Origin of the sequence: Leifsonia psychrotolerans (assembly GCF_013410665.1) — a bacterium.
GTDB lineage: Bacteria > Actinomycetota > Actinomycetes > Actinomycetales > Microbacteriaceae > Cryobacterium > Cryobacterium psychrotolerans_A.
The window spans coordinates 2646320-2669457 of the sequence record NZ_JACCFM010000001.1 but is presented as its reverse complement, the minus strand read 5'-3'; the positions used below and the strand labels follow the sequence as shown (position 1 = coordinate 2669457).

General features: G+C 65.5%; 17 protein-coding genes and 1 pseudogene. 3 read left to right on the top strand and 15 right to left on the bottom strand.

The window, feature by feature from the left end; genetic code table 11:
• Positions 1-107 precede the first annotated feature (107 nt).
• From HNR05_RS12120 to HNR05_RS12110, 3 genes are all read right to left on the bottom strand, one after another.
• A complete protein-coding gene (locus HNR05_RS12120) occupies positions 108-1475 on the bottom strand; it encodes an NAD-dependent succinate-semialdehyde dehydrogenase (protein ID WP_179579287.1) in 1368 nt (455 codons plus the stop codon).
• Between the two features lie 719 nt (positions 1476-2194).
• Positions 2195-3580, bottom strand: coding sequence for an aspartate aminotransferase family protein (locus tag HNR05_RS12115; protein ID WP_218869158.1), 1386 nt, complete (start codon positions 3578-3580; stop codon positions 2195-2197).
• A 22-nt stretch (positions 3581-3602) separates the two neighbouring features.
• Positions 3603-5087, bottom strand: a complete 1485-nt coding sequence (locus tag HNR05_RS12110) for a CoA-acylating methylmalonate-semialdehyde dehydrogenase (protein ID WP_179579283.1) — start codon at positions 5085-5087, stop codon at positions 3603-3605.
• 103 nt (positions 5088-5190) lie between these two features.
• Here HNR05_RS12110 and HNR05_RS12105 point away from each other — a divergent pair, with 103 nt between their 5' ends.
• Positions 5191-6855 carry a PucR family transcriptional regulator gene (locus HNR05_RS12105; protein ID WP_218868886.1) on the top strand — a complete coding sequence of 555 codons (1665 nt, stop codon included), beginning with the start codon at positions 5191-5193 and terminating at the stop codon, positions 6853-6855.
• 455 nt (positions 6856-7310) lie between these two features.
• Here the strand turns inward: HNR05_RS12105 and HNR05_RS12100 are convergent, their stop codons facing one another.
• The 12 genes and pseudogenes from HNR05_RS12100 to HNR05_RS12050 form a co-directional block, all read right to left on the bottom strand.
• The gene (locus HNR05_RS12100) at positions 7311-7649 is read right to left on the bottom strand and encodes a cupin domain-containing protein (protein ID WP_179579281.1); all 339 of its coding nucleotides are present in this window, start codon (positions 7647-7649) and stop codon (positions 7311-7313) included.
• 122 nt (positions 7650-7771) lie between these two features.
• Entirely contained in the window at positions 7772-8698 is a 927-nt protein-coding gene (locus tag HNR05_RS12095) for an ABC transporter permease (RefSeq protein WP_218868885.1), read from the bottom strand.
• Positions 8695-9672, bottom strand: coding sequence for an ABC transporter permease (locus tag HNR05_RS12090; protein ID WP_343062578.1), 978 nt, complete (start codon positions 9670-9672; stop codon positions 8695-8697). The genes HNR05_RS12095 and HNR05_RS12090 overlap by 4 nt, the downstream gene beginning before the upstream one ends.
• On the bottom strand, positions 9669-10832 hold the full coding sequence (locus HNR05_RS12085; RefSeq protein WP_179579279.1) for a polyamine ABC transporter substrate-binding protein: 1164 nt from the start codon (positions 10830-10832) through the stop codon (positions 9669-9671). The genes HNR05_RS12090 and HNR05_RS12085 overlap by 4 nt, the downstream gene beginning before the upstream one ends.
• A 1-nt stretch (position 10833) precedes the next feature.
• A complete protein-coding gene (locus HNR05_RS12080) occupies positions 10834-11943 on the bottom strand; it encodes an ABC transporter ATP-binding protein (protein WP_343062576.1) in 1110 nt (369 codons plus the stop codon).
• A 59-nt stretch (positions 11944-12002) separates the two neighbouring features.
• The gene (locus HNR05_RS12075) at positions 12003-13451 is read right to left on the bottom strand and encodes an FAD-dependent oxidoreductase (RefSeq protein WP_179579277.1); all 1449 of its coding nucleotides are present in this window, start codon (positions 13449-13451) and stop codon (positions 12003-12005) included.
• Positions 13452-13679: 228 nt separating this feature from the next.
• On the bottom strand, positions 13680-15206 hold the full coding sequence (locus tag HNR05_RS12070) for a helix-turn-helix domain-containing protein (RefSeq protein ID WP_425485105.1): 1527 nt from the start codon (positions 15204-15206) through the stop codon (positions 13680-13682).
• 261 nt (positions 15207-15467) lie between these two features.
• Positions 15468-15620 (bottom strand): annotated as a pseudogene (locus HNR05_RS17985) (amidohydrolase family protein); the annotation flags it as partial.
• A gap of 74 nt (positions 15621-15694) precedes the next feature.
• Positions 15695-16609: an ABC transporter permease gene (locus tag HNR05_RS12065; RefSeq protein WP_179579273.1), complete on the bottom strand. Its 915-nt coding sequence runs from the start codon at positions 16607-16609 to the stop codon at positions 15695-15697.
• Complete coding sequence (locus tag HNR05_RS12060) at positions 16606-17484, bottom strand: ABC transporter permease (protein WP_179580919.1); 879 nt, start codon at positions 17482-17484, stop codon at positions 16606-16608. The genes HNR05_RS12065 and HNR05_RS12060 overlap by 4 nt, the downstream gene beginning before the upstream one ends.
• A 99-nt stretch (positions 17485-17583) precedes the next feature.
• Entirely contained in the window at positions 17584-18765 is a 1182-nt protein-coding gene (locus tag HNR05_RS12055; protein WP_179579271.1) for a polyamine ABC transporter substrate-binding protein, read from the bottom strand.
• A 9-nt stretch (positions 18766-18774) separates the two neighbouring features.
• Positions 18775-20016, bottom strand: a complete 1242-nt coding sequence (locus HNR05_RS12050; RefSeq protein ID WP_343062574.1) for an ABC transporter ATP-binding protein — start codon at positions 20014-20016, stop codon at positions 18775-18777.
• A 565-nt stretch (positions 20017-20581) separates the two neighbouring features.
• Between HNR05_RS12050 and HNR05_RS12045 the strand changes: the two genes are divergently transcribed.
• Positions 20582-21415 carry a hypothetical protein gene (locus HNR05_RS12045; RefSeq protein WP_179579269.1) on the top strand — a complete coding sequence of 278 codons (834 nt, stop codon included), beginning with the start codon at positions 20582-20584 and terminating at the stop codon, positions 21413-21415.
• A 258-nt stretch (positions 21416-21673) separates the two neighbouring features.
• A complete protein-coding gene (locus HNR05_RS12040) occupies positions 21674-23122 on the top strand; it encodes an isocitrate lyase (RefSeq protein ID WP_179579267.1) in 1449 nt (482 codons plus the stop codon).
• Positions 23123-23138: the final 16 nt, after the last annotated feature.

Genomic DNA, 23138 nt, shown 5'->3' with positions numbered 1-23138 from the left:
GAGACGAGGGCGCACACAGACGCGCGGGTTGGGCCGCGTGCAAACGAGGAGGGGGTTGAGGCAGCCGTGCGGGCCACCTCAACCCCCGAAGGGTGGTTCTTTGGTGGTTAGCCGATGCGGATCATCTTCTTGTTGACGAACTCGTCGGCACCGAAGCGGCCAAGTTCGCGGCCCGAACCCGAGCGCTTGATGCCACCGAAGGGCAGCTCGGCGCCGTCGGCACCGACCAGGTTGATGAAGACCATGCCGGCCTCAATCTGGTTGGCGACCCGGATGGCCTGCTCGGCATCCGTCGTGAAGACGTAGGAACCGAGGCCGAACGGGGTGTCGTTCGCGAGACGGATGGCGTCGTCTTCCGAGGTCGCACGGAAGATGGAGGCCACGGGGCCGAAGAACTCCTCGTGGTAGGCGTCGTTGTCGGGGGTCAGGTTGGTGAGCACGGTTGATGGGAAGTACGTGCCGTTGCGCTCGCCGCCGAGCGCGATGGTCGCGCCCTGGGCCACGGCCCGGTCGAGCTGGTTCTGCAAGTTGTCGGCGGCGGCCGCCGAGGAGAGCGGGCCGAGCACGGTGTCGGCGTGCATCGGGTCGCCCGGCACGGCTGAAGCGATCGCGGCGTTGAACTTTTCGAGGAACGAATCGTAGAGGTCGTCGGCGACGATGAATCGCTTGGCCGCATTGCAGGCCTGGCCGTTGTTGTCGAGACGGGCGGCGACGGCGGCCTCGACCGTGGCATCCAGGTCGTCGGTGCTGAGCAGAATGAACGGATCGGAGCCGCCGAGCTCGAGCACGACCTTCTTGAGGTGGCGACCAGCGGTCTCAGCGACGGCTGCGCCGGCCCGCTCGGAACCGGTCAGCGAGATGCCGTGTACGCGCGGGTCGGCGATGACGCCGGCGATCTGCTCGTTGTCGGCGTAGATGTTGACGTATGCGCCCTCCGGGAAACCGGCGTCAAGGAAGATCTGCTCAATGGCCGCGGCGGACTCGGGGCACTGCGACGCGTGCTTGAGCAGGATGGTGTTGCCCACGATGAGGTTGGGGCCGGCGAAGCGGGCAACCTGATAGTAGGGGAAGTTCCACGGCATGATGCCGAGCAAGACGCCGAGCGAGCTGCGGCGGATGAGTGCGGACCCCTCGCCGGCGAGAAGCGTGATCGGCTCGTCCTTCATCAAATCGACCGCGTTGTCGGCGTAGTAGGCGTAGATGTCAGCGCTGAAGTCAACCTCGCCAAGTGCCTGTTCGAGCGGCTTGCCCATCTCGCGCACGATGATCTCGGCGAGTTGCTGACGGCGCTCGGTGTGCAGCTCGGCAACACGACGGATGAGGGCGGCCCGCTGCTCGACGGTGCTGGCGCGCGACCAACCGCGGTGTGCTTCGTCGGCGGATGCGATCGCCGCATCGAGCTGCTCGTCGGTGATGCGGGGGTAGGTCTTGACCGTTTCACCGGTCGCGGGGTTGATGACGGCGTAATCGCTCATGAGGTCTCCTTGTCAGGGCGCCGTCGACGAGCATTGGCAGGACGGCAACGGCGCACACGTGAAACCAGCATACGGCGAGCGATGCCACCGAAGGAATGGACGGACCGTCTGAATCATGTGTCGAATTCGACAGTGCGTACAGCGTGGGGCGGGAGCAGTTCGACCCGCGCGGGCGGCTCGAAGGATCCGTTGATCGAGCGGGTCAAGATCGGGCGGTTGGGTGTGGGGGTTGGCTCGCGGGGTCTCGACAAGCTCGACCAGCGGGGGTGGCTTGACCAGCGGGGTGGGTCGACCGGCGGGGGTGGGGCCGACCGGGAAAGGATCCGTTGATCGAGCGTGTCGCGATCGGGTGGTTGGGTGTGGGGGTTGGCTCGCGGGGTCTCGACAAGCTCGACCAGCGGGGGTGGCTCGACCGGCGGCGGGGGTGGCTCGACCGGCGGGGGTGGCTCGGCCGGCGGGGGCGGGTCGGCCGGCGGGGGATCCGTTGATCGAGCGTGTCGAGATCGGGTGGTTGGGTGTGGGGGTTGGCTCGCGGGGTCTCGACAAGCTCGACCAACGGGGGTGGCTCGACCAACGGGGGTGGTTCGACCGGCGGGGTGGCTCGACCGGCGGGGTGGCTCGACCCGCGGGGCCGTTCGACCGACGGGGGCGCGAGCAACGAAAAACGCCGGGAACGAGGAGTGTGTGGCTCCCGTCCCCGGCGTTGTGCGTGGTGACCGTTAGACGACGTAGCCGTCCGCCACCGTGAGTGCCTCGTCGATGATGGCGAGACCGCGCACCAGGTCCTCTTCGGAGATGATCAGCGGGGGAGCGATGTGCAGACGGTTGAAGTGCACGAACGGCCAGAGGCCGGCCGCCTTGCACGCCGCGGCGACAGCGTTCATCGGCGCAGCATCCGCGCCGGCTGCGTTGAACGGAACCAGAGGTTCGCCCGTGGCCTTGTCGAGCACGAGTTCGATCGCCCAGAACAGTCCGGTGCCACGGACGTCGCCGACCGACGGGTGGCTCGCAAGCCACGCCTGCACGGTCGGGGCGACGACACGCTCGCCCAGATCCTTCACACGCTCCAGGATGCCGTCACGTTCGAACACGTCGAACGTCGCGACTCCGGGGGCGCAGGCCAGCGGGTGGCCCGAGTAAGTGAGACCGCCGGGGAAGGGCACATTGTCGAAGAACGAAGCGATCTCATCCGAAATCACCACGCCGCCGAGCGGCACATAACCCGAGTTGACGCCCTTCGCGAAGGTGATCAGATCGGGGGTGACGTCGAACGCGTTGACCGCGAACCACTCGCCGATGCGACCGAAGCCCACCATGACCTCGTCGGCGATGTACATGATGCCGTACTTGTCGCACAGGGCGCGCACGCCCGGCAGGTAGCCGGCCGGCGGCACGAGCACGCCGTTGGTGCCGACGATGGTCTCGAGGATGATCGCGCCGATGGTCGAGGCGCCTTCGAGCACGATGACCTGCTCGAGGTGCTCGAGGGCGCGGGCGCTCTCTTCGGCCTCGGTCGTGGCGTGGAACGCGGACCGATAGAGGTAGGGGCCGAAGAAGTGCGCGACCGAACCATCGCCCGGCTCGTTCGACCAGCGACGCGGGTCGCCGGTCAGCGAGATCGCCGTGGCGGTCGAGCCGTGGTAGCTGCGGTACATCGAGAGCACCTTGCGCTTGCCAGTGACCCGGCGAGCCAGACGCACGGCGTACTCATTGGCATCCGCTCCACCGTTGGTGAAGAGAACCTTATTGAGGCTGCCGGGAGCGACCTCACTGATACGGCGGGCGAGTTCGCCGCGCACGTCGCTGGCCATAGCCGGCTGAATGGTGGCCTGACGGCCAGCCTGCTCCTGGATGGACGCAACCAGGTCGGGGTGCTGGTGGCCGAGGTTCAGGTTCACCAGCTGTGAGCTGAAATCGAGGTAGGCGTTGCCCTCGTAATCCCAGAAGGTGGCGCCGGCACCGGATGCGACGGGCATCGGGTTGATCTGCGCCTGCGAGCTCCAGGAGTGGAAGACGTGGGCACGGTCGTTCGCGCGCACCTCGGCTTCGCTCTGCTCGGACGGCTGCACTGCTTTCGTGCGGCCGGGGGCACTCTCGTGCGTCATTTCGATGGTCATCGACAGCCCCTTAGTGGTTGCTCGGGAAGCCGAGGTTGATCTGCGATTCGCTGGGCTTGGGCCAGCGGCTCGTGATGACCTTGTTGCGGGTGTAGAACTTGACACTGTCGGGGCCGTAGATGTGGGCGTCGCCGAAGAGCGAGTCCTTCCAGCCACCGAACGAGTAGACGCCGGCCGGAACGGGGATCGGCACGTTGACGCCGACCATGCCGACCTCGATGTCGAACTCAAACTGGCGCGCGGTCGCACCGTCGCGGGTGAAGATGGCGACGCCGTTGCCGAACTGGTTCGAGTTGATCAGGGCGACGGCCTCGTCGTAGTTCTCGACGCGCACGACGGCCAGAACCGGTCCGAAGATCTCGTCGGTGTAGACCTTCATGTCGGTGGTGACGTTGTCGATCAGGCTGACGCCCACGAAGAATCCGTCATTGTCGAAGGTCTGCAGGGTGCCGTCGACGACGACCGTTCCGCCTTCAGCCGCGGCGCCGGTCACGTAGGAGGCGACCTTGTCGCGGTGCTCGCGGGTGATCAGCGGGCCCATCTCGCTCGCGGAGTCGGTTCCATCGCCAATGACGAGGCCGCCCATGCGTGAACGCACGGCCTCGACGAGCTCGTCGGCGACATCGCCAACGGCCACGAGAACGCTGACGGCCATGCAACGCTCGCCGGCCGAACCGTAGGCTGCGCTGATTGCGGCGTCGGCGGCGCCCGGGATGTCGGCATCCGGCATGACGACCATGTGGTTCTTAGCGCCACCGAGAGCCTGCACGCGCTTGCCGTTTTCGGCTGCGCGCTTGTAGATCGCCTTGGCGATCGGGGTGGATCCGACGAAGCTGACGGCCGCGACATCGGGCGAGTCGATGATGGTGTCGACGGCGACCTTGTCACCATGAACGACGTTGAGCACGCCGTCGGGCAGGCCGGCCTCCTGGAACAGCTTGGCCAGGAAGATCGCCGCGGACGGGTCCTTCTCGCTGGGCTTCAGCACAACGGTGTTGCCGCAGGCGATCGCCGAGGCGATCATCCACAGCGGCACCATGACGGGGAAGTTGAACGGGGTGATGCAGCCGACGACGCCGACGGGCTGCTTGACCGAGTGCACGTCGACACCGGTTGAGACCTGCTCGGAGTGCTCACCCTTGAGCAGGTGGGTGAGGCCGGACGCGAATTCGACGTTTTCGAGGCCGCGCGAGATTTCGCCGGCGGCATCCGAGAGCACCTTGCCGTGCTCGCTCGTGACGATGGCGGCGAGTTCGGGGGTGCGCTCCTTGAGCAGGTGGCGCAGGCGGAAGAAGACGTCACTGCGCTTGACCAGGCTTGTACGGCGCCAGGCCGGCAGAGCAGCCTTGGCTGCGGCGATGGCCTGCTCGACATCGGCGACCGAACCGAGGATGAGGTCGTGCTGGGCGGCTCCGGTGGCCGGGTTGTAGATGATGCCGGTGCGGGTGGGCTCGCCGGCATCCTGGCCGTTGATGAAGTGGCGCACGAGTGCCATGGAGTCTCCTTAGGTTAGGGGAAATGTACTGAATCGGACACTCTGCCTGATTGGGCGCGTATCCTTAGATAGCAATGCTTGCAGACGAGGCAGGGAGAATTCGATGCCAGACCGTCCCGTTTTTGGCGGCGATCAGACAGAACGTCCGGAGGCGGTGGTTGCCCCCTGGGCCGCACTGCCGACGGTGGGCGACGTGCTGCGGATGCCCGTGCTCGCCGCGGCCCTGCCGGAGCTGCTGGCCGGGCACGATTCCCTCGGAACGCCCGTGCGCTGGGTGCACGTGAGCGACAGTCTTGGGGTGGCAACGCTGCTCGACGGCGGCGAACTTCTGCTCGCTACCGGGGTGGGGTTTTTGGCGGATGCGGCGGCACTGACGGTCTACATCGAGGAGCTCGTGGGCGCCGGAGTTGCCGGTCTGGTGCTGGAGCTGGTGCCCGGGCTGGAGCAGGTGCCGCCCGCGATTCTTGAGGCCTGCCTTCGGTTGAACTTTCCGCTCGTCGTGCTGCACAAGGTGGTCAAATTCGTTGCTGTGACCGAGGCGGTGCATAGTCGCATCATCTCGGGGCAGACCGAGGCTCTGCGGGCCCGGGCCGAACTGCACGATTTGTTCGTGGGACTCAGCCTGCGCGGCAGCCCCGCCGACTACATCGTGGCGCAGCTGGCCCGGGTGCTGAATGCCCCGGTCGTGCTTGAGAACCTCAACCACCAGGTGGTCGCGGTCGAGAGCCTCACAGTGGGGGATACGATTCTGGCCGACTGGGAGCAGCGCTCGCGAGCCGCCCGGCGGGATTCGGTCGGGGGCGCGGCGGAGCCGGATGAGCCCGCGTCCGGCTGGGACATCGTTCCGGTCGAGGCGCGCGGCATCCGCTGGGGGTATCTCGTAGCGTTGCCCGGACCGCTGCATCCGGCCGGACGGTCTTCGGTGATGCAGCAGGCCGCCGTGGCGCTGGCCCTCGGCCGGTTGGCCGATCGTGACGCCGACGAGTGGACCCGTCAGGGCCACGAACAGCTTCTCGCCGGCCTGCTCGGCGGCCGCTATGTCACCGAGCTGGGGGTTTCGGTGCGGCTTGAGGCGGCCGGGCTGCGCGTGCGTGATCGGCTGCTGCTTGGCGTGGTTGTGGCCGTGCCGCCGACGGCCGCCGCAGTGGCCGCGGCGCTCACCGCGGCCGCCGCTCTCGGGGCCGACGCGATTGCCGCGGCGCATCCGGGCGGTCGCCCCGCCCAGCTCATGGTGGCGTTGTCGCTGCCGGCCGACGCCCGATTCACGGATGCCGCGGCGACGGCTTTCGCCCGGGATGTCCAGCAGGCCCTCGGTCCGGCCGCTCCGGACATCGCGGTCGGAATCGGCGGCGAGGCGCATGATGCGGCATCGCTGTTGGCCTCGCTCGAAGAAGCGTCCGAGTTGTTACGACGCAGCGCGTCGGCGCCCCGGCGTGGAGTGAGCCTGCACCGGGTCGAGAACCGACCGCTGCTGCGGCTGGTCACGGCGCTCGGCAGCGACCCGCGGTTGCAGGCGCACAGCGAGCAGATGTTGCGCCCGCTGATCGAGCATGACCTGGAGAACGGCGGCGGTCTGCTGCCGGTGTTGGCGGCGTTCGCGGCGCATCCGGGCAACCGCACGAAGGCAGCCAGCGCCAGTCACCTGTCGCGCTCGGTGTTCTATCAGCGCATTGCTCTGATCGAGGACCTGCTCGACGTCGACCTCGACGATGGCGAAACGGTCAGTGCACTGCACACGGCATTGTTGGCGCGGGGCACCCTCCGCTGATCACCCCGCTGGTCGAGCGTGATCGGCGCGCCGTTGGTCGAGTTCGATAGCCGTGCCGTCGGTCGAGCGTGTCGAGACCCTGGCGCGCGGGTGTGGGGGTTAGCTCGCGGGATCTCGACGAGCTCGATCAGCGGGGTGGAGCTCGATCAGCGGTTTGTTGCTCGATCGCCGTGCCGTCGGTCGAGCGTGTCGAGACCCTGGTGTTGGGGTGTCGAGATCCTGGCGCGCGGGTGTCGGGGTTGGCTCGCGGGATCTCGACGAGCTCGATCAGCGGGGTGGAGCTCGATCAGCGGTTTGTTGCTCGATCGCCGTGCCGTCGGTCGAGCGTGTCGAGACCCTGGTGCGCGGGTGTGGGGGTTGGCTCGCGGGATCTCGACACGCTCGATCAGCGGTTTGTTGCTCGATCAGCGGGGTGGAGCTCGATCAACGGGTTGTTGCTCGATCACCGACAGCGGTTAGGCGATGTAGACCTTGCGGAGGGTCTGCGTGACCGTCCAGATCGTACGCTGGCCCTCGCGCAGCAGCACGACATCACCGGCACCGAGCAGCATTGTCTCGCCAGTCTCCTCGAATTCGACCGTACCCGCGCCCGAGAGCACCACGAAGACCTCGTCGGCCTCCACGTCACTCATCGCCCCGGGGGTCATCTCCCAGACGCCGATCTCGCTGCCAGCGAAGTCACCGAGCGCCACGGTGCCCGTGCGGGGTTCGCCCGACAGCCGCTGCGAGGCGGGGACCGGCTCGAGTTCCAGCTCGATTGAGGCGGCAGCAGTTTTGAGAGCGAGGTCGAGCATGAGGCATCCGTTTCAGAGAGGGTGAGCGCGGAGAACGTCACGAGAGGGAAGAGGGGAGACCCTGCAGCCCGGCCGATCGAGCGAATGAACCGCGCCGACACGACCGAGCTGCAGAGCAGGGGCTAACCGGCGATTGTCTTCGCGATGTCCTCGGCGGAGGAGTCGCCGCGGCGCAGCACGAGGGCCACGACGCCGAGCGCCACAAGCGTGAGCACGAGCATGACGGTCGACACGGCCGCAATCTCCGGGCGCAGGCCCACCCGCAGTGCGCTGAAGATGTAGACCGGGAACGGAGTCGACCCGGGCACCTGCACGAAGCTGGACACGATCGTGTTGTCGAGGCTGAGCGTGAACGACATCAGAGCACCGGCCATGATCGCGGGAGCCGCGACCGGCAGCGTGATCTGCGTGAACCGACGGTACGGCGTGGCGTACAAGTCGGCGGCTGCCTCTTCGAGGGAGGCATCGAGGCCCTGCATCCGTGCCCGAACAATGAACGTGACCACGGCCACCGACAGTACCGCGTGGGCGATCACCAGACGCACCATACCGATGTTGAAGAAGCCGATGCCGGCATCCGTGCCCAGGCTCACAAACCAGGGCAGCATCGCGACGGCGTCGACGATCTCGGGCGTGAACAGGGTGAGCGAGAGCAACCCGGTGGCCAGAATCACCGTGAGCGAGCTCACGTGTGAGCGGGCCAGGGCGATGCCGCCGAGGGTGCCGAGAATGGTCGAGACAACCGCGGCACCGAGAGCGGCGAGGATCGAGGTGACGACCGAGCCACGGATGATGGGGTTGTTCAGCGCCGACTGATAGGCGTCAAAACCGAAACCGTCCCACGAGGCCAACAGGCGCCCCGAGTTGAACGAGTAGACGACCATCACGATGATCGGCAGGAACAGGAACGCAAAAACCAGCACGCCCCAGATCGTGAGCATCACCCGGGAGGCGTCCCGACGGCGGCGCTTGGGTGCCGCCGGATGCGCGGGTGCGGTCGGCACAGAGTCTGCGCTGCGCACCGTGTTTACTTCTTGCACTGCACTCATGCTGCACCTCCCGAAAGATCAACCTTGCGATTCGCGCGAATAGCCCCGCGCACGATCAAGCCGATGACGGCGACAACGGCGACCGCGGCCGCGATGAAAAGCATCAGCAGCACGGCCATGGCTGAGCCCAGCGCCCAGTTCTGAGCGGTGTTGAACTGGCCGGCCACAAGCTGGCCGATCATGTTGCCCTGTGCGCCACCCAATACGGATGCGGTGATGTAGTCACCCATCAGCGGGATGAACACGAGCAGCGAGCCCGAGATGATTCCTGGCATGGCCAGCGGCAAGGTGATCTGCATGAGCGTGCGCCAGCGGTTCGCGCCGAGGTCCTTGCTGGCCTCCCGGAGGGCCGGTCCGGAGGCATTGATCGCGACGAACAACGGCAGAATCATCAGCGGCAAGTAGTTGTAGACCACACCCAGCTGCACCGCGCCCTGGGTGTACAGCACGTCGAGACGGCCGTCGATCAAGCCCAGGTTCTGCAGCGTGTCCGAGAGAAAGCCGCGCGGGGAGAGCACGATCTGCCAGCCGAGGGTGCGCACCAGGAAGTTGGTCCAAAACGGCACCAACACCAGGGCGAGCGCCAGCGGGCGCCACTTCGGGTTGAGCCGGATGGCCATCCAGTAGGCGAACGGAATCGAGATCAGCAGGCAGAGAGCGGTGCCGACCAGTCCAATCTGGAGCGTGTTCCAAAATGTGCCGAAGAACGTTGCGTCGAGCGCCTCGGCATACCGATCGAACGAGAGCACATCGTTGGAGTGCGCCGTGAACAGGTCGGGCTTGTAGCCAAAGCTGTACCAGAGGATGAGAGCGAGCGGCACGACGAAGAAGAACGCGACGAACGCCCAGGTGGGGAAGCCCAAGAACGACGCACCCCCGAAACGACGTCGCTTCTTCGTGGTCGCCGGGCGCGGGCCCATCGGGTCGGTGCCGATCGGGCGCGTGGCGAGCGAAACCTGGTTGCGGCGGCTCATGAGGCAGCCTGCGCCATCATGCGGTTCAGGATCTTCACGATGCGCTCCGTGCCGGAGTTGATCTCGGATGCGGTCAGACGCGCCACGACCTCGTCGGGCGGAAAGACGAGTTCGGGCAGCTCGAAGTCGTTTGCTGCCGCCAAATCGGCCATTCCGACGACGCCGGTGTTGTAACCCATGTAGTCGACCTCCCGGAACGAAACCTCGGGTTCGAGCATGTAATCGATGAAGGCGTACGCGGCATCCAGGTTTTGCGCCCCTTTGGCGATCGCCCAGGTGTCCATCCAGATGTTGGCGGTCGGCGTGGGGTAGACGAATTTCCAGGATTCGGGGCTGTCGCTCTCCTGCATCCCGAGACGAACGTCACCGTTGAACGCCTGCATCAGCACAAACGTCTCTTCGGGAATCCCCGAGGTGACCGCTGTGGAGTTGAAGGCCTTGATGTGCGTGGCGAGGGTCTTCACCATGTACTCTTCGCAGGCGTCGAGGTCAGCCTTGTTCGTCGTATTCAGGTCGATGCCGTGGGCGCCGAAGTAGATGCTGCACACCTCCCACGAGTCTTCGAGCAGTGCGGTCTTCTTGCTGGCGACGCCGGTGGCGGCCTCGAGGAAGTCGGCCCAGGATTCCATCGGGGTGGTGATCACGCGAGCGTCGTAGGCGTACCCGGTGGTGCCCCAGTTCTTGCACACGGAGTATTTGTTGCCCGGGTCCCAGCTCTGATTGCGGTAGAGCGGTTCGATGTTCTCGAAGTTCTTCAGCTGATCCAACTGGAGCTCTTCGAGCAGTCCGTTCTGGCTCATCATCGGAATGTACGAGCCGGTGGGCACGATGATGTCGTAGCCGCTGGTGCCGCGCGTGGCACCGAGCTTCGCGATGAGCTCCTCGTTCGAGCCGTAGCTGTCGAACTGCACTGTCGTGCCGTTCTTCATGAACGTCGTAATGTTGCCCGGATCGTCGTAGTCACCCCAGCTGTAGATGTTGAGCTTGTTCTCCATCACTCCGTCGAGTTTCGCGGAGGCGGCAAAAGTCTTATTCGGGCTGCAGGCGCTCAATGCGCCAGCCGCGCCCAGTACGACAAAGCCGGAGAGCAGGGCGCGACGGGTGATGCGCGCCGTGCTGCCGGTAGGGATCAGAGCCCGAAAATCGGGCGTCGTCGCCATCTCAGTGCACCAACGCGGGCTCGGCGGCGGGGGCGTCGAAGACGAGCAGATCGGATGCCTCCCAGGAGCACCACACGGTGTCACCCGTCTGCAGCGGTTCGGTCTGGGTCGGGTGCATGCGCGCAATGAGCTCGAGGCCGCTCGCGGTCATGACGACATACTGCATGACATCACCGAGGAACGAGATGCCCACCAAGGTTCCACGAACTGCAGTGCGGCCGAGTGGCTCCGCCGCGTTGACCTGAATCGACTCGGCACGGATGGCCGCGTGAACCGGCGAGCCAATGCGAGCGGCAGCCTCGACGCGGTCGGTGGCGAGCACGCCATCCGCGCTGGTGAGCATGCCGGGCCCGGCGATGGTGGCCTCGATGAAGTTCTGCTTGCCGATAAAGCCGGCGACGAAGGCATTGGCCGGTGCGGAGTAGACCTCTTCGGTGCTGCCGAGCTGCTGAATAACGCCGCCCTGCATGACGACGATGCGGTCGCTCATGGAGAGCGCCTCCTGCTGATCATGCGTGACGAAGATGAAGGTGATGCCGAGCTGACGCTGCAGTAGCTTCAACTCGATCTGCATCTCTTCGCGCAGTTTGCGGTCGAGGGCCGACATCGGCTCATCGAGCAGGAGCACCTTCGGGCGGTTGACGAGAGCACGTGACAGAGCGACGCGCTGCTGCTGACCACCCGACAGCTTCTGCGGGGTGCGGTCGGCGAACGTGAGCATCTGGGTGAGTTCGAGCGACTCTTTGACGCGCACTGCGATCTCGGCTTTGGGAACGCGCTTCTGGCGCAGCCCGTAGGCCACATTCTCGGCGACGGTCATGTGCGGGAAGAGCGCATACGACTGAAAAACGGTGTTCACCGGGCGTTTGTGGGGCGGGACGTCGAGCATTGAACGACCGGCGACGACGATGTCTCCACTGTCGGGGTGCTCGAAGCCGGCAATCATGCGCAGCAGGGTGGTCTTGCCGCAGCCCGACGGGCCGAGCAACGAAATGAACTCACCGGAGAGCACATCGAGTGAGATGCCGTTCACGGCCACGGCGTCGCCGTAGCTTTTGACAACTGAGGTCAGTTGCACTGATCCGGCTTCGGCGGGGGAAAGATTGGTCACAGGTGTATCACTCCTTGCAGAGATGTTAAGTGGCGCGAGGGGGCGTCGCCCGGTCGTGGTTAGGAATCGAAGCCGAGGCCGAGGGCATCGAGCGTCTTCAGGATGAGGTTGCGGCGGCCACGGTTGTGGTCGGCGCGGTCCATTGACCAGCGGGTGGCCTGAACGCCCATGAAAGCGATGGGCTCGGGCGGGAACGGCAGGGGGCGCTCGCGCACCATCTGCAGCTGCGTGCGCTCGGTTTTCAGACCCTCGAGCTTGTCAAGCATGACCTCGGCCGCGAAACGGGTGGCGGCAACGCCGAGTCCGGTGAATCCGGTGGCGTAGGCGATCCGGTCGCCGCGGGCCAGTCCGAAGAAGGCACAGAAGCGGGTGGAGGAGTCGATCGGGCCGGCCCAGCGGTGGCTGAACTGAAGACCTTCGAGCTGAGGGAACGTGGTGAAGAAGTGGCCCGCCAGTGTCTCGTAGGTCTCAGTGCGGTTTTCATACTCCTCACGTACGCGAGCGCCGTAGTGGTAGATCGCGTCATAGCCGCCGAAGAGAATGCGGTTGTCGTGGCTCAAGCGGTAGTAGTGGAACTGGTTCGCCATGTCGCCCAGGCCCTGGCGGTTCTGCCAGCCGATGGCATCCATTTGCTCAGCACTCAGCGGATTCGTCATCAGCGCGTAGTCGTAAACGGGCACGGTCTGCAGCTTGTTGCGTTTGAGCAGCGATGGGAAGACGTTGGTCGCCAGTGCGGTCTTCGTGGCGAGCACGCGGTGGGTGGCGGTGCGCACGGCCGTGCCCTGCGCAACCGTGAGATTGGCGGTGTCGAGCTCGACCACGGGCGAGTGCTCGAAGATCTCAACGCCGAGCTCGGTGGCCGCGCGGGCCAATTCGGCGGCGAGCTTGGCGGGGTGCACGAGTGCCGAGGTGCGCTTGTTCCACATCGCGGCCAGGTACGTGGGGGAGTTGACCTGGGCCCGAGTGGCCTCGGTGTCGAGGAACTCGACCGTGGTGTCGCCCGCAGCCGTCGCTTCGGCGGCGCCTTCGCGCAACCACTCGACCTGGTGCTCTTCGACGGCGAGGTCGAGCGAACCGTTGCGCTCGAAGTCGATGTCGAGGCCGAGATCGGCGACCGTCTGCTCGATGGCATCGAGGTTCTCGAGGCCCATCTCGTTCATGCGGTCGAATTCCTTCGGCCAGCGGCTCTTGCCGTTCTCGTCACCGTGGGTGAGGCTGGCCTCACAGAAACCGCCGTTGCGGCCGGACGCTGCCCAGCCGATGGTCTTCGCCTCGAGCAATACCACCCGGGAACCGGGGTTGCGCTGCTTGGCAAGAATCGCCGTCCACAGGCCGCAGTAACCGCCGCCGACAACGACGAGGTCGGCTTCGAGATCAGCCGTGAGCGTGGGGTACCCCTGAGCCGGCGCGATGTCGTCGAGCCAGAATGCTCCGAGTTTGGTGCCCTGCAAGGCATGGCTGACCACGGACGCCTTCGGTCGGACTCTTTCGAAAACAGTGCTTTCCACGATGGAAGTCTCAGTCTTTCTGTCTCAGCATCGAAACGGTTAGCGGTGACCCGCGCGGGGCATCCATTCATTCTGTCAAGAGACGGGGTGCGTCGCCGACACAAAGCGTCGGGAAGAACCGAGCAATGCACGCATTTCGTACGAAATCGTTAGCGACAGCACTGATGGACGACGAAAACCGTTGAGATCTCTGAGTTTGCGCTGAACGGATGCTGAGCCTCGGCTGCGTCACGCCTCGACGGCTCCTGACAGTTCGACCCCGGCGGGCGCGTGCGCCTCAAGAAATTGGTAGACCTCGGTTTGATCTACGCCGGGAAACGTGCCGGTGGGCAGCGCCGCGAGCAGGCTGGTGGGGGTGCGCGCGGCCGGCCAGGATTGCTCGGCCCAGCGTTCGGCCAGCGCGGAGGGGGCGCGGCAGCACGACTCGTCGGGGCAGCGCGACACCGCGCGGTGCGTCGTTTCCCGGCCGCGAAACCACTTCACGTGGGCGAAGGGCACCCCCACACTCACCGAATAGTCGCCCTCCTTGGCCTTTTCGATGCGGGACGTGCACCAGAACGTGCCGCTGGGCGTGTCGGTGTATTGGTACCAGGGACTGAATCTGTCGGTCACATCGAACACCGTGCGTGCCGTCCAACTGCGGCAGACAGTCGTGCCCTCCACTGCGCCCAGCGCGTCGCTCGGGAACCTCACTGAATCATTCTCGTAGGCCTTGATGATGGTGCCCGACTCATGCACCTTCATGAAGTGCACCGGGATGTCGAGGCGGGCCGTGGCTAGATTCGTAAACCGATGGGCCGCCGTCTCATACGAGACGGCGAAGGCGTCGCGCAGATCCTCCATCGAGATGCGGCGCAGGTTCTTCGCTTCGGCGAGCAGCTTCACCGTGCCCTTCTCCGGCAGCAGGATGGCGGCGGTCAGATAGTTGGTCTCGACGCGTTGACGCAGAAAATCCGCATAATTTCTGGGCTCCGCGTGGCCGCACAGGTGGCTGGCGAATGCTTGCAGAATGGGCGAACGGGAATCGCGCGAGGCCGATTGCTCGGTGGGCAGATAGATACGCCCGTTGTGTTTGTCGGTCACTGACCGAGTCGATTTGGGCAGGTCGCTGACGTAGTGCAGCGAGAAGCCGAGATGGGAGGCCATGTCTGAGACCATTTGCTGCGAGACCGGCCCATCCGTGTGGCCGACGGCGTGCAGTAGTTCGACGGCCACGGTTTCCAGCTCGGGAAAGTAGTTGTCTCGTGCCCGCATGGTGGCCCGCAGCTCGGCGTTCGCGCGTCGTGCCTCCTCGGGCGTTGCAGCGCGCTCGCGATGCAGCCGCTCGATCTCGTTGTGCAGGGTGAGGAGGGTCTGCAAAATGGCGTCGTTCTGGCTCTTGCCCACACGGATGCGCGCCAGCCCCAGCGCCGCGAAGACGGGCCCGCGCTGCGCCTTTTCGACGGCGATCTCCAACGCGGCACGCTCGGATGGCGCCTCGGTGCGCAGCAGTTCGTCCACGCTTGTGCCGAGCGCCAGCGCGATGGTCCGCAGCATCGACAGGCTCGGCTCCCGATTGCCGTTCTCGATCATCGACACTTGGGAGGGTGCCCGGTCGACCGCCGACGCGAGGTCGTCGAGGGTCATCTTCGCGCCTGTGCGCAGCTCACGGATGCGCCGCCCCAGCGTGAGCGTGTCGACCCCCTCATCGCCGGGGTCAGGTTCGCCGGCTCGGTCGAGTGCGGTGCTGCGTGGGGAGAGATCCGCGGTGATCATGCCCCCATCGTCACACGACACCACGCGCGACACAAACAGAAGAATCGTGCTTATTCTGCGCGTCTGTGCGTTGATCGAGCGTGTCGAGTCGGTCCTGTGCGTTGATCGAGCGTGTCGAGATCTCGTGACTGGGTCTCGAGACGGGGTGCTGGGTCTCGACAGGCTCGACCAGCGGGGTGTGCTCGACCAGCGGGGTGCGCTCGACCAGCGGGGTGTGCTCGACCAGCGGGGTGGCTCGACCCGGGTGGTTCCGATCAGCTCGGCCGGGCCGTCGAACGGGTTGCGATCGAGCACAGCAAAGTCCGCGAGCTGGCCCACCTCGATTGTGCCGGTCTCGTCACGGTGGTTGACCCAGGCCGAGCCGGCCGTATACGCGGTGGGGGAACTGGCCAGATCGATGCGCTGCTCGGGCACGAAGACGGCGTGTGGTCGAGCTCCTTGCTGAACGAATGCGGGTGATCGGTGACGACTGGGCTGGGCCGGATCAATCAGCCGCCGCCCATGGTCTTGGCGATCTGCGTGGCCGAGTCGCCTGAACGCTTCAGCACCCACGCGACGAGTGCCAGTGCTCCGAGCGTGAGCAGCAGCATGACCGTCGAGACCGCGGCGATCTCGGGGCGCAGACCGCTTCGCACTGCACTCAGCACATAGACCGGCCAGGGCGTCGAGCCCGAGACCTGGATGAAGGCCGACACCACGGTGTTGTCGAGGCTGAGCGTGAACGCGAGCAGCCCGCCGGCAAGCACGGCGGGCATCACCAGCGGCAACGTCACTTTGCGGAACGTCGGCAGCGGAGGGGCGTAGAGATCGGCGGATGCCTCCTCCAGATTCTCGTCGAGGCCGACGAGCCGAGAGCGCACGATGTACGACACGACTGCGATCGAGAACAGTGAATGCCCGATGACCAGGCGCACGATCCCATCATTGAAAACGGCGAGGCCGGCATCCTGCCCGAGAAAGACCAGCCACGGCAGCAACGCGACGGCGTCGACGATCTCGGGCGTCACCGTCACCAGAATGAGTAGAAACGCGAACCAGGCGACCCATTTACCGGGGCGCCTGGCCATAGCAACGCCGGCAAGGGTGCCGATGAACGTCGCGAAGATCGCCGAGATCAAGCCCGTGCGGATGGACACCCAGACGGCATCGCGGATGGCGGGCTTACTCAACATGGTCTGGAAGGCATCGAAGCCGAAGCCGTCCCACGCCACGAGCAGCCGACCGGTGTTGAACGAGTAGACGATGATCACAAGAATTGGAGCGAACAGAAAGAGGAAGACGAGGGCGCTCCACACCGCCATCGACCGGTCGAGCAGGGTGCGTTGCGGGCGAGCGGCGATGACCGTTGTTGCCGTAGTCGGTGTCGCAGCAGCCCGTGTGTCCGGCAGATTCTGAGTCGTCATGCGTCACTCCCAATGTGCAGGTGTCGGCGGCGGCGGAACGGAAGCGCGATCAGCCAGATCAGCAGGCCAACGGCGGCGGCGCTCGCCAGGATCACGAGGATCAACACGACCGCCATGGCCGAGCCGAGCGCCCAGTTCTGTGCGGTTTGGAATTGGCTGGCGACGAGTTGGCCGATCATATTGCCCTTGGCCCCGCCGAGCACGGTCGCGGTGATGTAGTCGCCCATCAGCGGAATGTAGACGAGCAAGGCTCCGGCGATGATGCCGGGGCGGGCCAGCGGCAACGTGACCTGCATGAAGGTCGCGAAGCGGGCAGCGCCGAGGTCTTTGCTCGCCTCACGCAGTCCCGGGCCGACCCGGTCGAACGCCACGAACAGCGGCAGAATCATGAGCGGCAGGTAGTTGTAGACGACACCGATCAGCACGGCTTGACGGGTGTAGAGAATCTCGAGAGCGCCGTCGAGCAGCCCGACCGACTGCAGCAGCGTCGAGAGCCAGCCCTCCGGAGCGAGGATCACCTGCCAGCCGATCGTGCGCACCAGAAAGTTCGTCCAGAACGGCACCATGATCGCGGCCAGCAACAGGCCGCGCCGGCTGACCGGCGCCTTGACCGCCATCCAATAGGCGACTGGGAACGAGATGAGCAGGCACAGAGTGGTTCCGGTCACGCCCACCCAGAAGGTGTTGAGAAACGTGGCGAAGAACGTCGGGGAGAGTGCTTCGGCATAGCGGTCAAGGCTCAGGATGTCGTTGGCATGAGTTCCGAAGATGCCCGGCTTGTAGCCGAAGCTGAACCAGATCACCATGCCGACGGGCGCGACGAAGAAGAGTAGCAGCCAGGCCCAGGCCGGCAGGGCTAACGTGGCCCCGGGCATCCGGAATGGGCGTCGGGGCGGCCGGGAGTCGTGTGCAGGAGGCGCGGCCTCAGATTCCTGCTCGCGGATCAGCGTCGTCACGAATCAACCTGCCCGGCGTTAGGCGCCGGCCGCAGCCCGTGCCTTGTTCCAGATTTCGACGATACGCTCTTGAGCCTCGGTCACTTCGCCCGTGCTCATCGTTGCGATCTGCTCGGGGCCGAAGAAGACCAGGTCGAGCATGGGGAGGTCATTCTCTGCGGCGAGGTCTTCGATGTTCGAGGCGCCGGTGTGATAACCGATGTAGTCAAGCTGACGCACCTGTACCTCGGGCTCAAGCACGTAGTTGATGAACGCGTGGGCGGCCTCGGGATTGGGGGCGCCGGCGGCGATTGCCCAGTTGTCCATCCAGAGCTCGGTCGCTGGGGTACCAAGCCGCCAGACCCAGCGGTCGGGATCCGGGCTCTCCAGAATGCCGATACGGGCGTCGCCATTCCACGCCTGCATGAGCATGTGTGTCGCCTGAGGGATGGCGGAACCCCCGGGGTAGCTGTCGAACGCCGCAACGTGTGGGGCGAGGTCGTTGACGACGAAGTTCTCGGCCGCGTCGAGGTGCTCCGGGTCTGTTGTGTTCCAATCGATGCCGTGCGTCCAGAAGTACAACCCGGTGAGCTCGGCCGGGTCGTCGAGCACAGACGTCTTGCCGCTGGCCTCGTTCTGGGCCGCGTCGATGAAGTCGTCCCAGCTGGTGAGTTCGCGCGTGATCTTGGTTTTGTCGTAGACAAAGCCGGTCGTGCCCCACGCCTTGCAGATCGAGTAGTCGTTGGCCGGATCCCAGGCCTGACCGAGGAAGGCCGGGTCCATGTGCGTGAGGTTCGGGATGAGGTCGAGGTTGAGCTTCGTGAGCAGTTTGTTCTCAACCATCTGAGGAATGAACGGGCCGGTCGGAACGACAATGTCGTATCCGCTCGTTCCCTTTGCCGCCACGAGCTTCGAGATCATCTCTTCGTTTGAGGCGAACGAATCGAGCACGATCTTCGGGCCTTTGTCGGCCGTGAAGTCGCTGAGTACCGTCGGGTTGTCGTAGTCGCCCCAGGTGTAGATCGACAGTTTCGCTTCGAGAGGCCCGCCGGTGGCCACCGCTGAAGGATCCGCGCCGGGGCTGCTGCAGGCGGCGAGCAGGCCGGTGCCGGCTGCGGCGGCCGCGAAGCCGAGGAAGCGGCGTCGGGAGAGCTCGCTGGCGATGATCCGGGAGGCTGATGTGCTTGCGAGGATGCGAACGGTCTGGTCTGCGCGAGACATGGCGATTCCTTAGAACTGTGTGTCGGGCTGGGTGGGGGCAAGGGCGGTGACGTTGGGTGAGATCGGCTCGAGGTCGGAGGGGGAGTCGGCGTCCGGATAGAGCAGCACGCATTCGGCCGGCCAGCTGCACCAGACCGCTTCGCCCAGCTCAAGCCGAGCCGCACCATGCCGTGGGCGGCGGGTGAGCAGTGTCTGCCCGGTCGGCAGCTCGACGACGTATTGCAGGGTTTCGCCGAGGTGCGAGACGCTGAGCAGTGTGCCGGCGACCGTGTTGTCGGTGGACGAATCTCGGGCCGGCGCATCCGCTTCGATCGAGACAAACTCGGGTCGGATCGCCGCCTGTGCGGCTTGGCCGACGGGGCCGGTCAAGAGTTCGGTGCCGGATCCCGCGGGGTGCGTTGCCCGGATGCGGCCGACCGGGGTGTCGAGCACTCCGGGCACGCCCGTGAGCACCCCGGCCAGAAAGTTCTGCTGGCCGACGAACCCGGCCACGTAGGCCGTGCTCGGTGAGCCGTAGATGGTGTCTGCGTCGGCGAGTTGTTCGATGCGACCGTCACGCAGGATAGCAATCCGGTCGCTCATTGACAGTGCCTCACCCTGGTCGTGGGTGACAAAAATGAAGGTGATTCCGAGCCGCGATTGCAGCAGTTTCAGTTCGAGCTGCATCTCCTCACGCAGCTGCCGGTCGAGAGCGCCGAGCGGTTCGTCGAGCAGCAGCACCGCCGGACGGTTGATGAGCGCACGGGCCAGGGCGACGCGTTGCTGCTGACCGCCCGAGAGCTGGGTTGGTTTGCGGTCCGCAAAGCGCAGCATCCGCACGGTGTCGAGCGCCGAGATGACGCGTTCGCGGATCTCAGATTTCGGCAGGCGCTTCTGCACGAGCCCATACGCCACATTGTCGGCGACAGTGAGGTGGGGAAACAGGGCGTAGGCCTGGAAAACAGTGTTGACGTTGCGTTTATAGGGCGGGATGCCGATCACGTTGCGCCCCGAGATGCGGATGTTGCCGGCATCGGGGTGTTCGAAGCCGGCCAGCATGCGCAGTGTCGTCGTTTTTCCACAGCCGGATGGGCCGAGCAACGAGAGGAATTCGCCCGGCTCCACGCGGAGGTCGATGGCATCGACGGCGGTTTGGGCGCCGAAGAGTTTGCTCACCTTCTCGAGTACGACGGTGCCGACCGGCTCTCCGTCTGGTCCGGACGCCGAGGCGGGTCGGGACGGAGTGAGCTCAGGGGCCAGGGGAACAATCACGTCGTGCGTACCTCCACAGTGAAGCCGTACCTCGTGCCTCGTATTCAATCGTGTAGACGATCAGAAAGCAACGGAATGCGCAGGAACTGACTCTTTTGATGCTGATTTCGTCGTCGTCGTGTGCCTGCTTCGCGGCCTGCTTCGCTGCCTCTCCCGCTGCCTCTCCCGCTGCCTGTCTCATGCCGCCACCACTATTTCCGTGAGGTCGCGCAGATGACCCTTCGGTCGGCTCCGGAAGGGTCATTTGCGCTCCCTCACCAGGCAGAGGCGGGGGCTGCCCCGGCGTCGGGAGGCTGCTGCGGGCCACACTGTTGGCTCCTCCACAGCGAGACGGATGCCGAGTCTCTGCACGATCTGGCCGCCCCCTTCCGCACGGGGCGGGCTCCCCTCGCAGGCTGTTCGGATGGAACCTCGACACCCTTTACCACCAAGCCTCGCGTCGGGACCGTTTACAACGAGCGCCGCGACTGCGCAAGGAATCAGCAGAAGTCGGCTTCGCGGACGTGACCTTGAGCGGCCGTTCCACGGAGTTCGTGTTCCCCGGTCGAAGAGGACGTCGGCCATTGTGTACACCGCGACCTACACCGGCGACGGTACCCGCGCCCTCGTTGCCGAACGCATCCGAGATGCTCGGTCCTTGCATGTTCGACTTCCGGAGGCCGCATTCTTCTGCGGCACGACCGCCGCGTTGATCCTTGGAATTCCTGTGCCGATCGAACTCGCGGCCAGGCCCGCGCTGCATGTCGGGATGCCTTCGCCGGAGTGCGCCAGCCGCGCCAGTGGGGTGATTGGCCATAAGTTGCAGATTGATCCGCGAGACGTCGGCACCTGCAGCGGACTGCGAGTGACATCGGTACCCCGCACCTGGTGCGATCTCGCTGCCGTGCTCGATCTGGAAGACCTCGTGGCCGCCGGCGACCGCATCATTCATTACAAGAACCCGTTGGCAAGCCGGGCAAATCTGGCCGCCGCGATTGACGCCCACCCAGCCCGACGCGGTCGGGCGCTCCTCCGCGAGGCCCTCGAGTTGCTTGACGAGCGCGCCGACTCGCCGCCAGAATCCGTCATTCGGGTGACGGTTGTGTGCGCTGGAATCCGGGGCTTTCACGCAAACTATCCGGTGAGGAACATTCGCGGCGAGATTATTGCGTGGGGTGACCTCAGCTTTCCTGCCCACCGTGTTGCCTTCGAATATCAGGGTGACTATCACCGCACCGAACCGGGCCGTTGGCGCAAAGACCTCACGCGAAAGGCCCGGATGGCATCCGCCGGATGGCAGGTAATCGAGATCGCTGGCACTGAGCTGGCCGACCGACAGGCGCTGCTCGAACTGATCCGAGACACACTCGCCTTCTATCCCGCCGTTCATCCCGTTGATCTGAACCCGCCGACCCGGTGAGTCTCACTGCATCCGGTGCCTCACACCCCGTCGCGGCAGGTGAGGTCGCGCAGATGACCCTTCCGGAGGCAACTGGAGGGTCAGTTGCGCGACCTCACGGGCTATATGTGCCCGAGGCACGACCGGCAGGGGCACGAGAGTTTCGCAGCACGGAAGAAGCGGGGAATTTCTGCTCGGAAAGTTGGGTCGCGGGCGGTGCGGGGATCGCAGAGTTGATGCAACCACCCGCACAGACCGCGATGCCCCACGGAGGCCACCATGACCCGCACAAACGCTCCCCGCCCCGGCGACCAGACCCAGACCGCAGCAGAGCTCGCCCTCGAGTGGGCCGCCGACCCGCGCTGGGACGGCATCCGTCGCGATTACACCGCCGATGATGTCATCGCCCTGCGCGGCACCGTGCGGGAAGATCGCACACTGGCCCGCCGTGGCGCCGAAAAGCTGTGGGAGCTCGTCAACCAGAACGGAACCCCCGAGAAACCGGAATGGGTCGCGGCGCTCGGCGCTCTCACCGGCAACCAGGCCGTGCAGCAAGTGCGCGCCGGGCTCAAAGCCATCTACCTCTCGGGCTGGCAGGTTGCCGCAGACGCGAACCTGTCCGGTCAGACCTACCCAGACCAGTCGCTCTACCCCGCCAACTCGGTGCCGGCCGTCGTGCGCCGCATCAACAACGCTCTGCTGCGCGCCGACCAGATCGAGGCTGCGGAGGCCGCTTCGGGGGTCTCGACAAGCTCGACCAGCGGTGTGGGCTCGACCAGCGGTGTGGGCTCGACCAGCGGTGTGGGCTCGACCAGCGGTGTGGGCTCGCCGGGCGGTTCGGAGGCCGCGGCATCCACGGAGCCGGCGGAACCCCGCGACTGGATGGCACCCATCGTCGCCGACGCCGAAGCCGGATTCGGTGGCCCGCTCAACGCCTATGAGCTCATGCACTCGATGATCGAGGCCGGCGCAGCCGGAGTGCACTGGGAAGACCAGCTCGCCAGCGAGAAGAAGTGCGGCCACATGGGCGGTAAAGTACTCGTTCCCACGAGCCAGCACGTGCGCACGCTGAATGCCGCACGACTGGCCGCGGATGTCGCGGGCGTACCCTCGCTCATCATCGCGCGCACCGACGCGCTCGCCGCGACCCTGCTCACCAGCGACATCGACCCGCGCGACGAACCGTTCCTCACGGGAACGCGCACCGCGGAGGGGTTCTATGAGGTCACCAACGGCATTGACACGGTCATCTCCCGTGGTCTGGCCTACGCGCCGTACGCCGACCTGCTCTGGGTCGAAAGTGCCGAGCCCGACCTCGAACTCGCTCAGCGCTTCGCCGCACGCATCCACCAGGACTTCCCTGGCAAGAAGCTGGCCTACAACTGCTCGCCGTCGTTCAACTGGAAATCCCACCTCACCGACGAGCAGATCGCCGCTTTCCAACGGGAACTTGCTGCCTGCGGCTATACGTTCCAGTTCATCACGCTGGCTGGTTTTCATGCGCTCAACCACTCGATGTTCACGCTCGCGGCCGACTACGCCGAGCGAGCGATGAGTGCTTATGTCGATCTGCAGGAGGCCGAGTTCGCTTCAGAGAGCGCCGGCTACACCGCAACCCGCCACCAGCGGGAGGTCGGCACAGGCTACTTCGATCGGGTCGCCACCGCGCTGAATCCCACCAGCGCCACCCTCGCCCTCGTCGGTTCGACCGAGGCCGAGCAGTTCTAAACCCGTCACTTTAGAA

Coding starts and splice junctions, on each gene's coding strand:
- HNR05_RS12090 (WP_343062578.1), bottom strand. CDS start 9,672: ATGAGCCGCCGCAACCAGGTTTCGCTCGCCACGCGCCCGATCGGCACC.
- HNR05_RS12070 (WP_425485105.1), bottom strand. CDS start 15,206: ATGATCACCGCGGATCTCTCCCCACGCAGCACCGCACTCGACCGAGCC.
- HNR05_RS12095 (WP_218868885.1), bottom strand. CDS start 8,698: ATGAGTGCAGTGCAAGAAGTAAACACGGTGCGCAGCGCAGACTCTGTG.
- HNR05_RS12060 (WP_179580919.1), bottom strand. CDS start 17,484: ATGCCCGGGGCCACGTTAGCCCTGCCGGCCTGGGCCTGGCTGCTACTC.
- HNR05_RS12110 (WP_179579283.1), bottom strand. CDS start 5,087: ATGGCACTCGTGCGCCACTTCATCAACGGCCAGGATGCCGGCGAGCCC.
- HNR05_RS12120 (WP_179579287.1), bottom strand. CDS start 1,475: ATGAGCGATTACGCCGTCATCAACCCCGCGACCGGTGAAACGGTCAAG.
- HNR05_RS12055 (WP_179579271.1), bottom strand. CDS start 18,765: ATGTCTCGCGCAGACCAGACCGTTCGCATCCTCGCAAGCACATCAGCC.
- HNR05_RS12115 (WP_218869158.1), bottom strand. CDS start 3,580: ATGACGCACGAGAGTGCCCCCGGCCGCACGAAAGCAGTGCAGCCGTCC.
- HNR05_RS12100 (WP_179579281.1), bottom strand. CDS start 7,649: ATGCTCGACCTCGCTCTCAAAACTGCTGCCGCCTCAATCGAGCTGGAA.
- HNR05_RS12065 (WP_179579273.1), bottom strand. CDS start 16,609: ATGACGACTCAGAATCTGCCGGACACACGGGCTGCTGCGACACCGACT.
- HNR05_RS12040 (WP_179579267.1), top strand. CDS start 21,674: ATGACCCGCACAAACGCTCCCCGCCCCGGCGACCAGACCCAGACCGCA.
- HNR05_RS12085 (WP_179579279.1), bottom strand. CDS start 10,832: ATGGCGACGACGCCCGATTTTCGGGCTCTGATCCCTACCGGCAGCACG.
- HNR05_RS12105 (WP_218868886.1), top strand. CDS start 5,191: ATGCCAGACCGTCCCGTTTTTGGCGGCGATCAGACAGAACGTCCGGAG.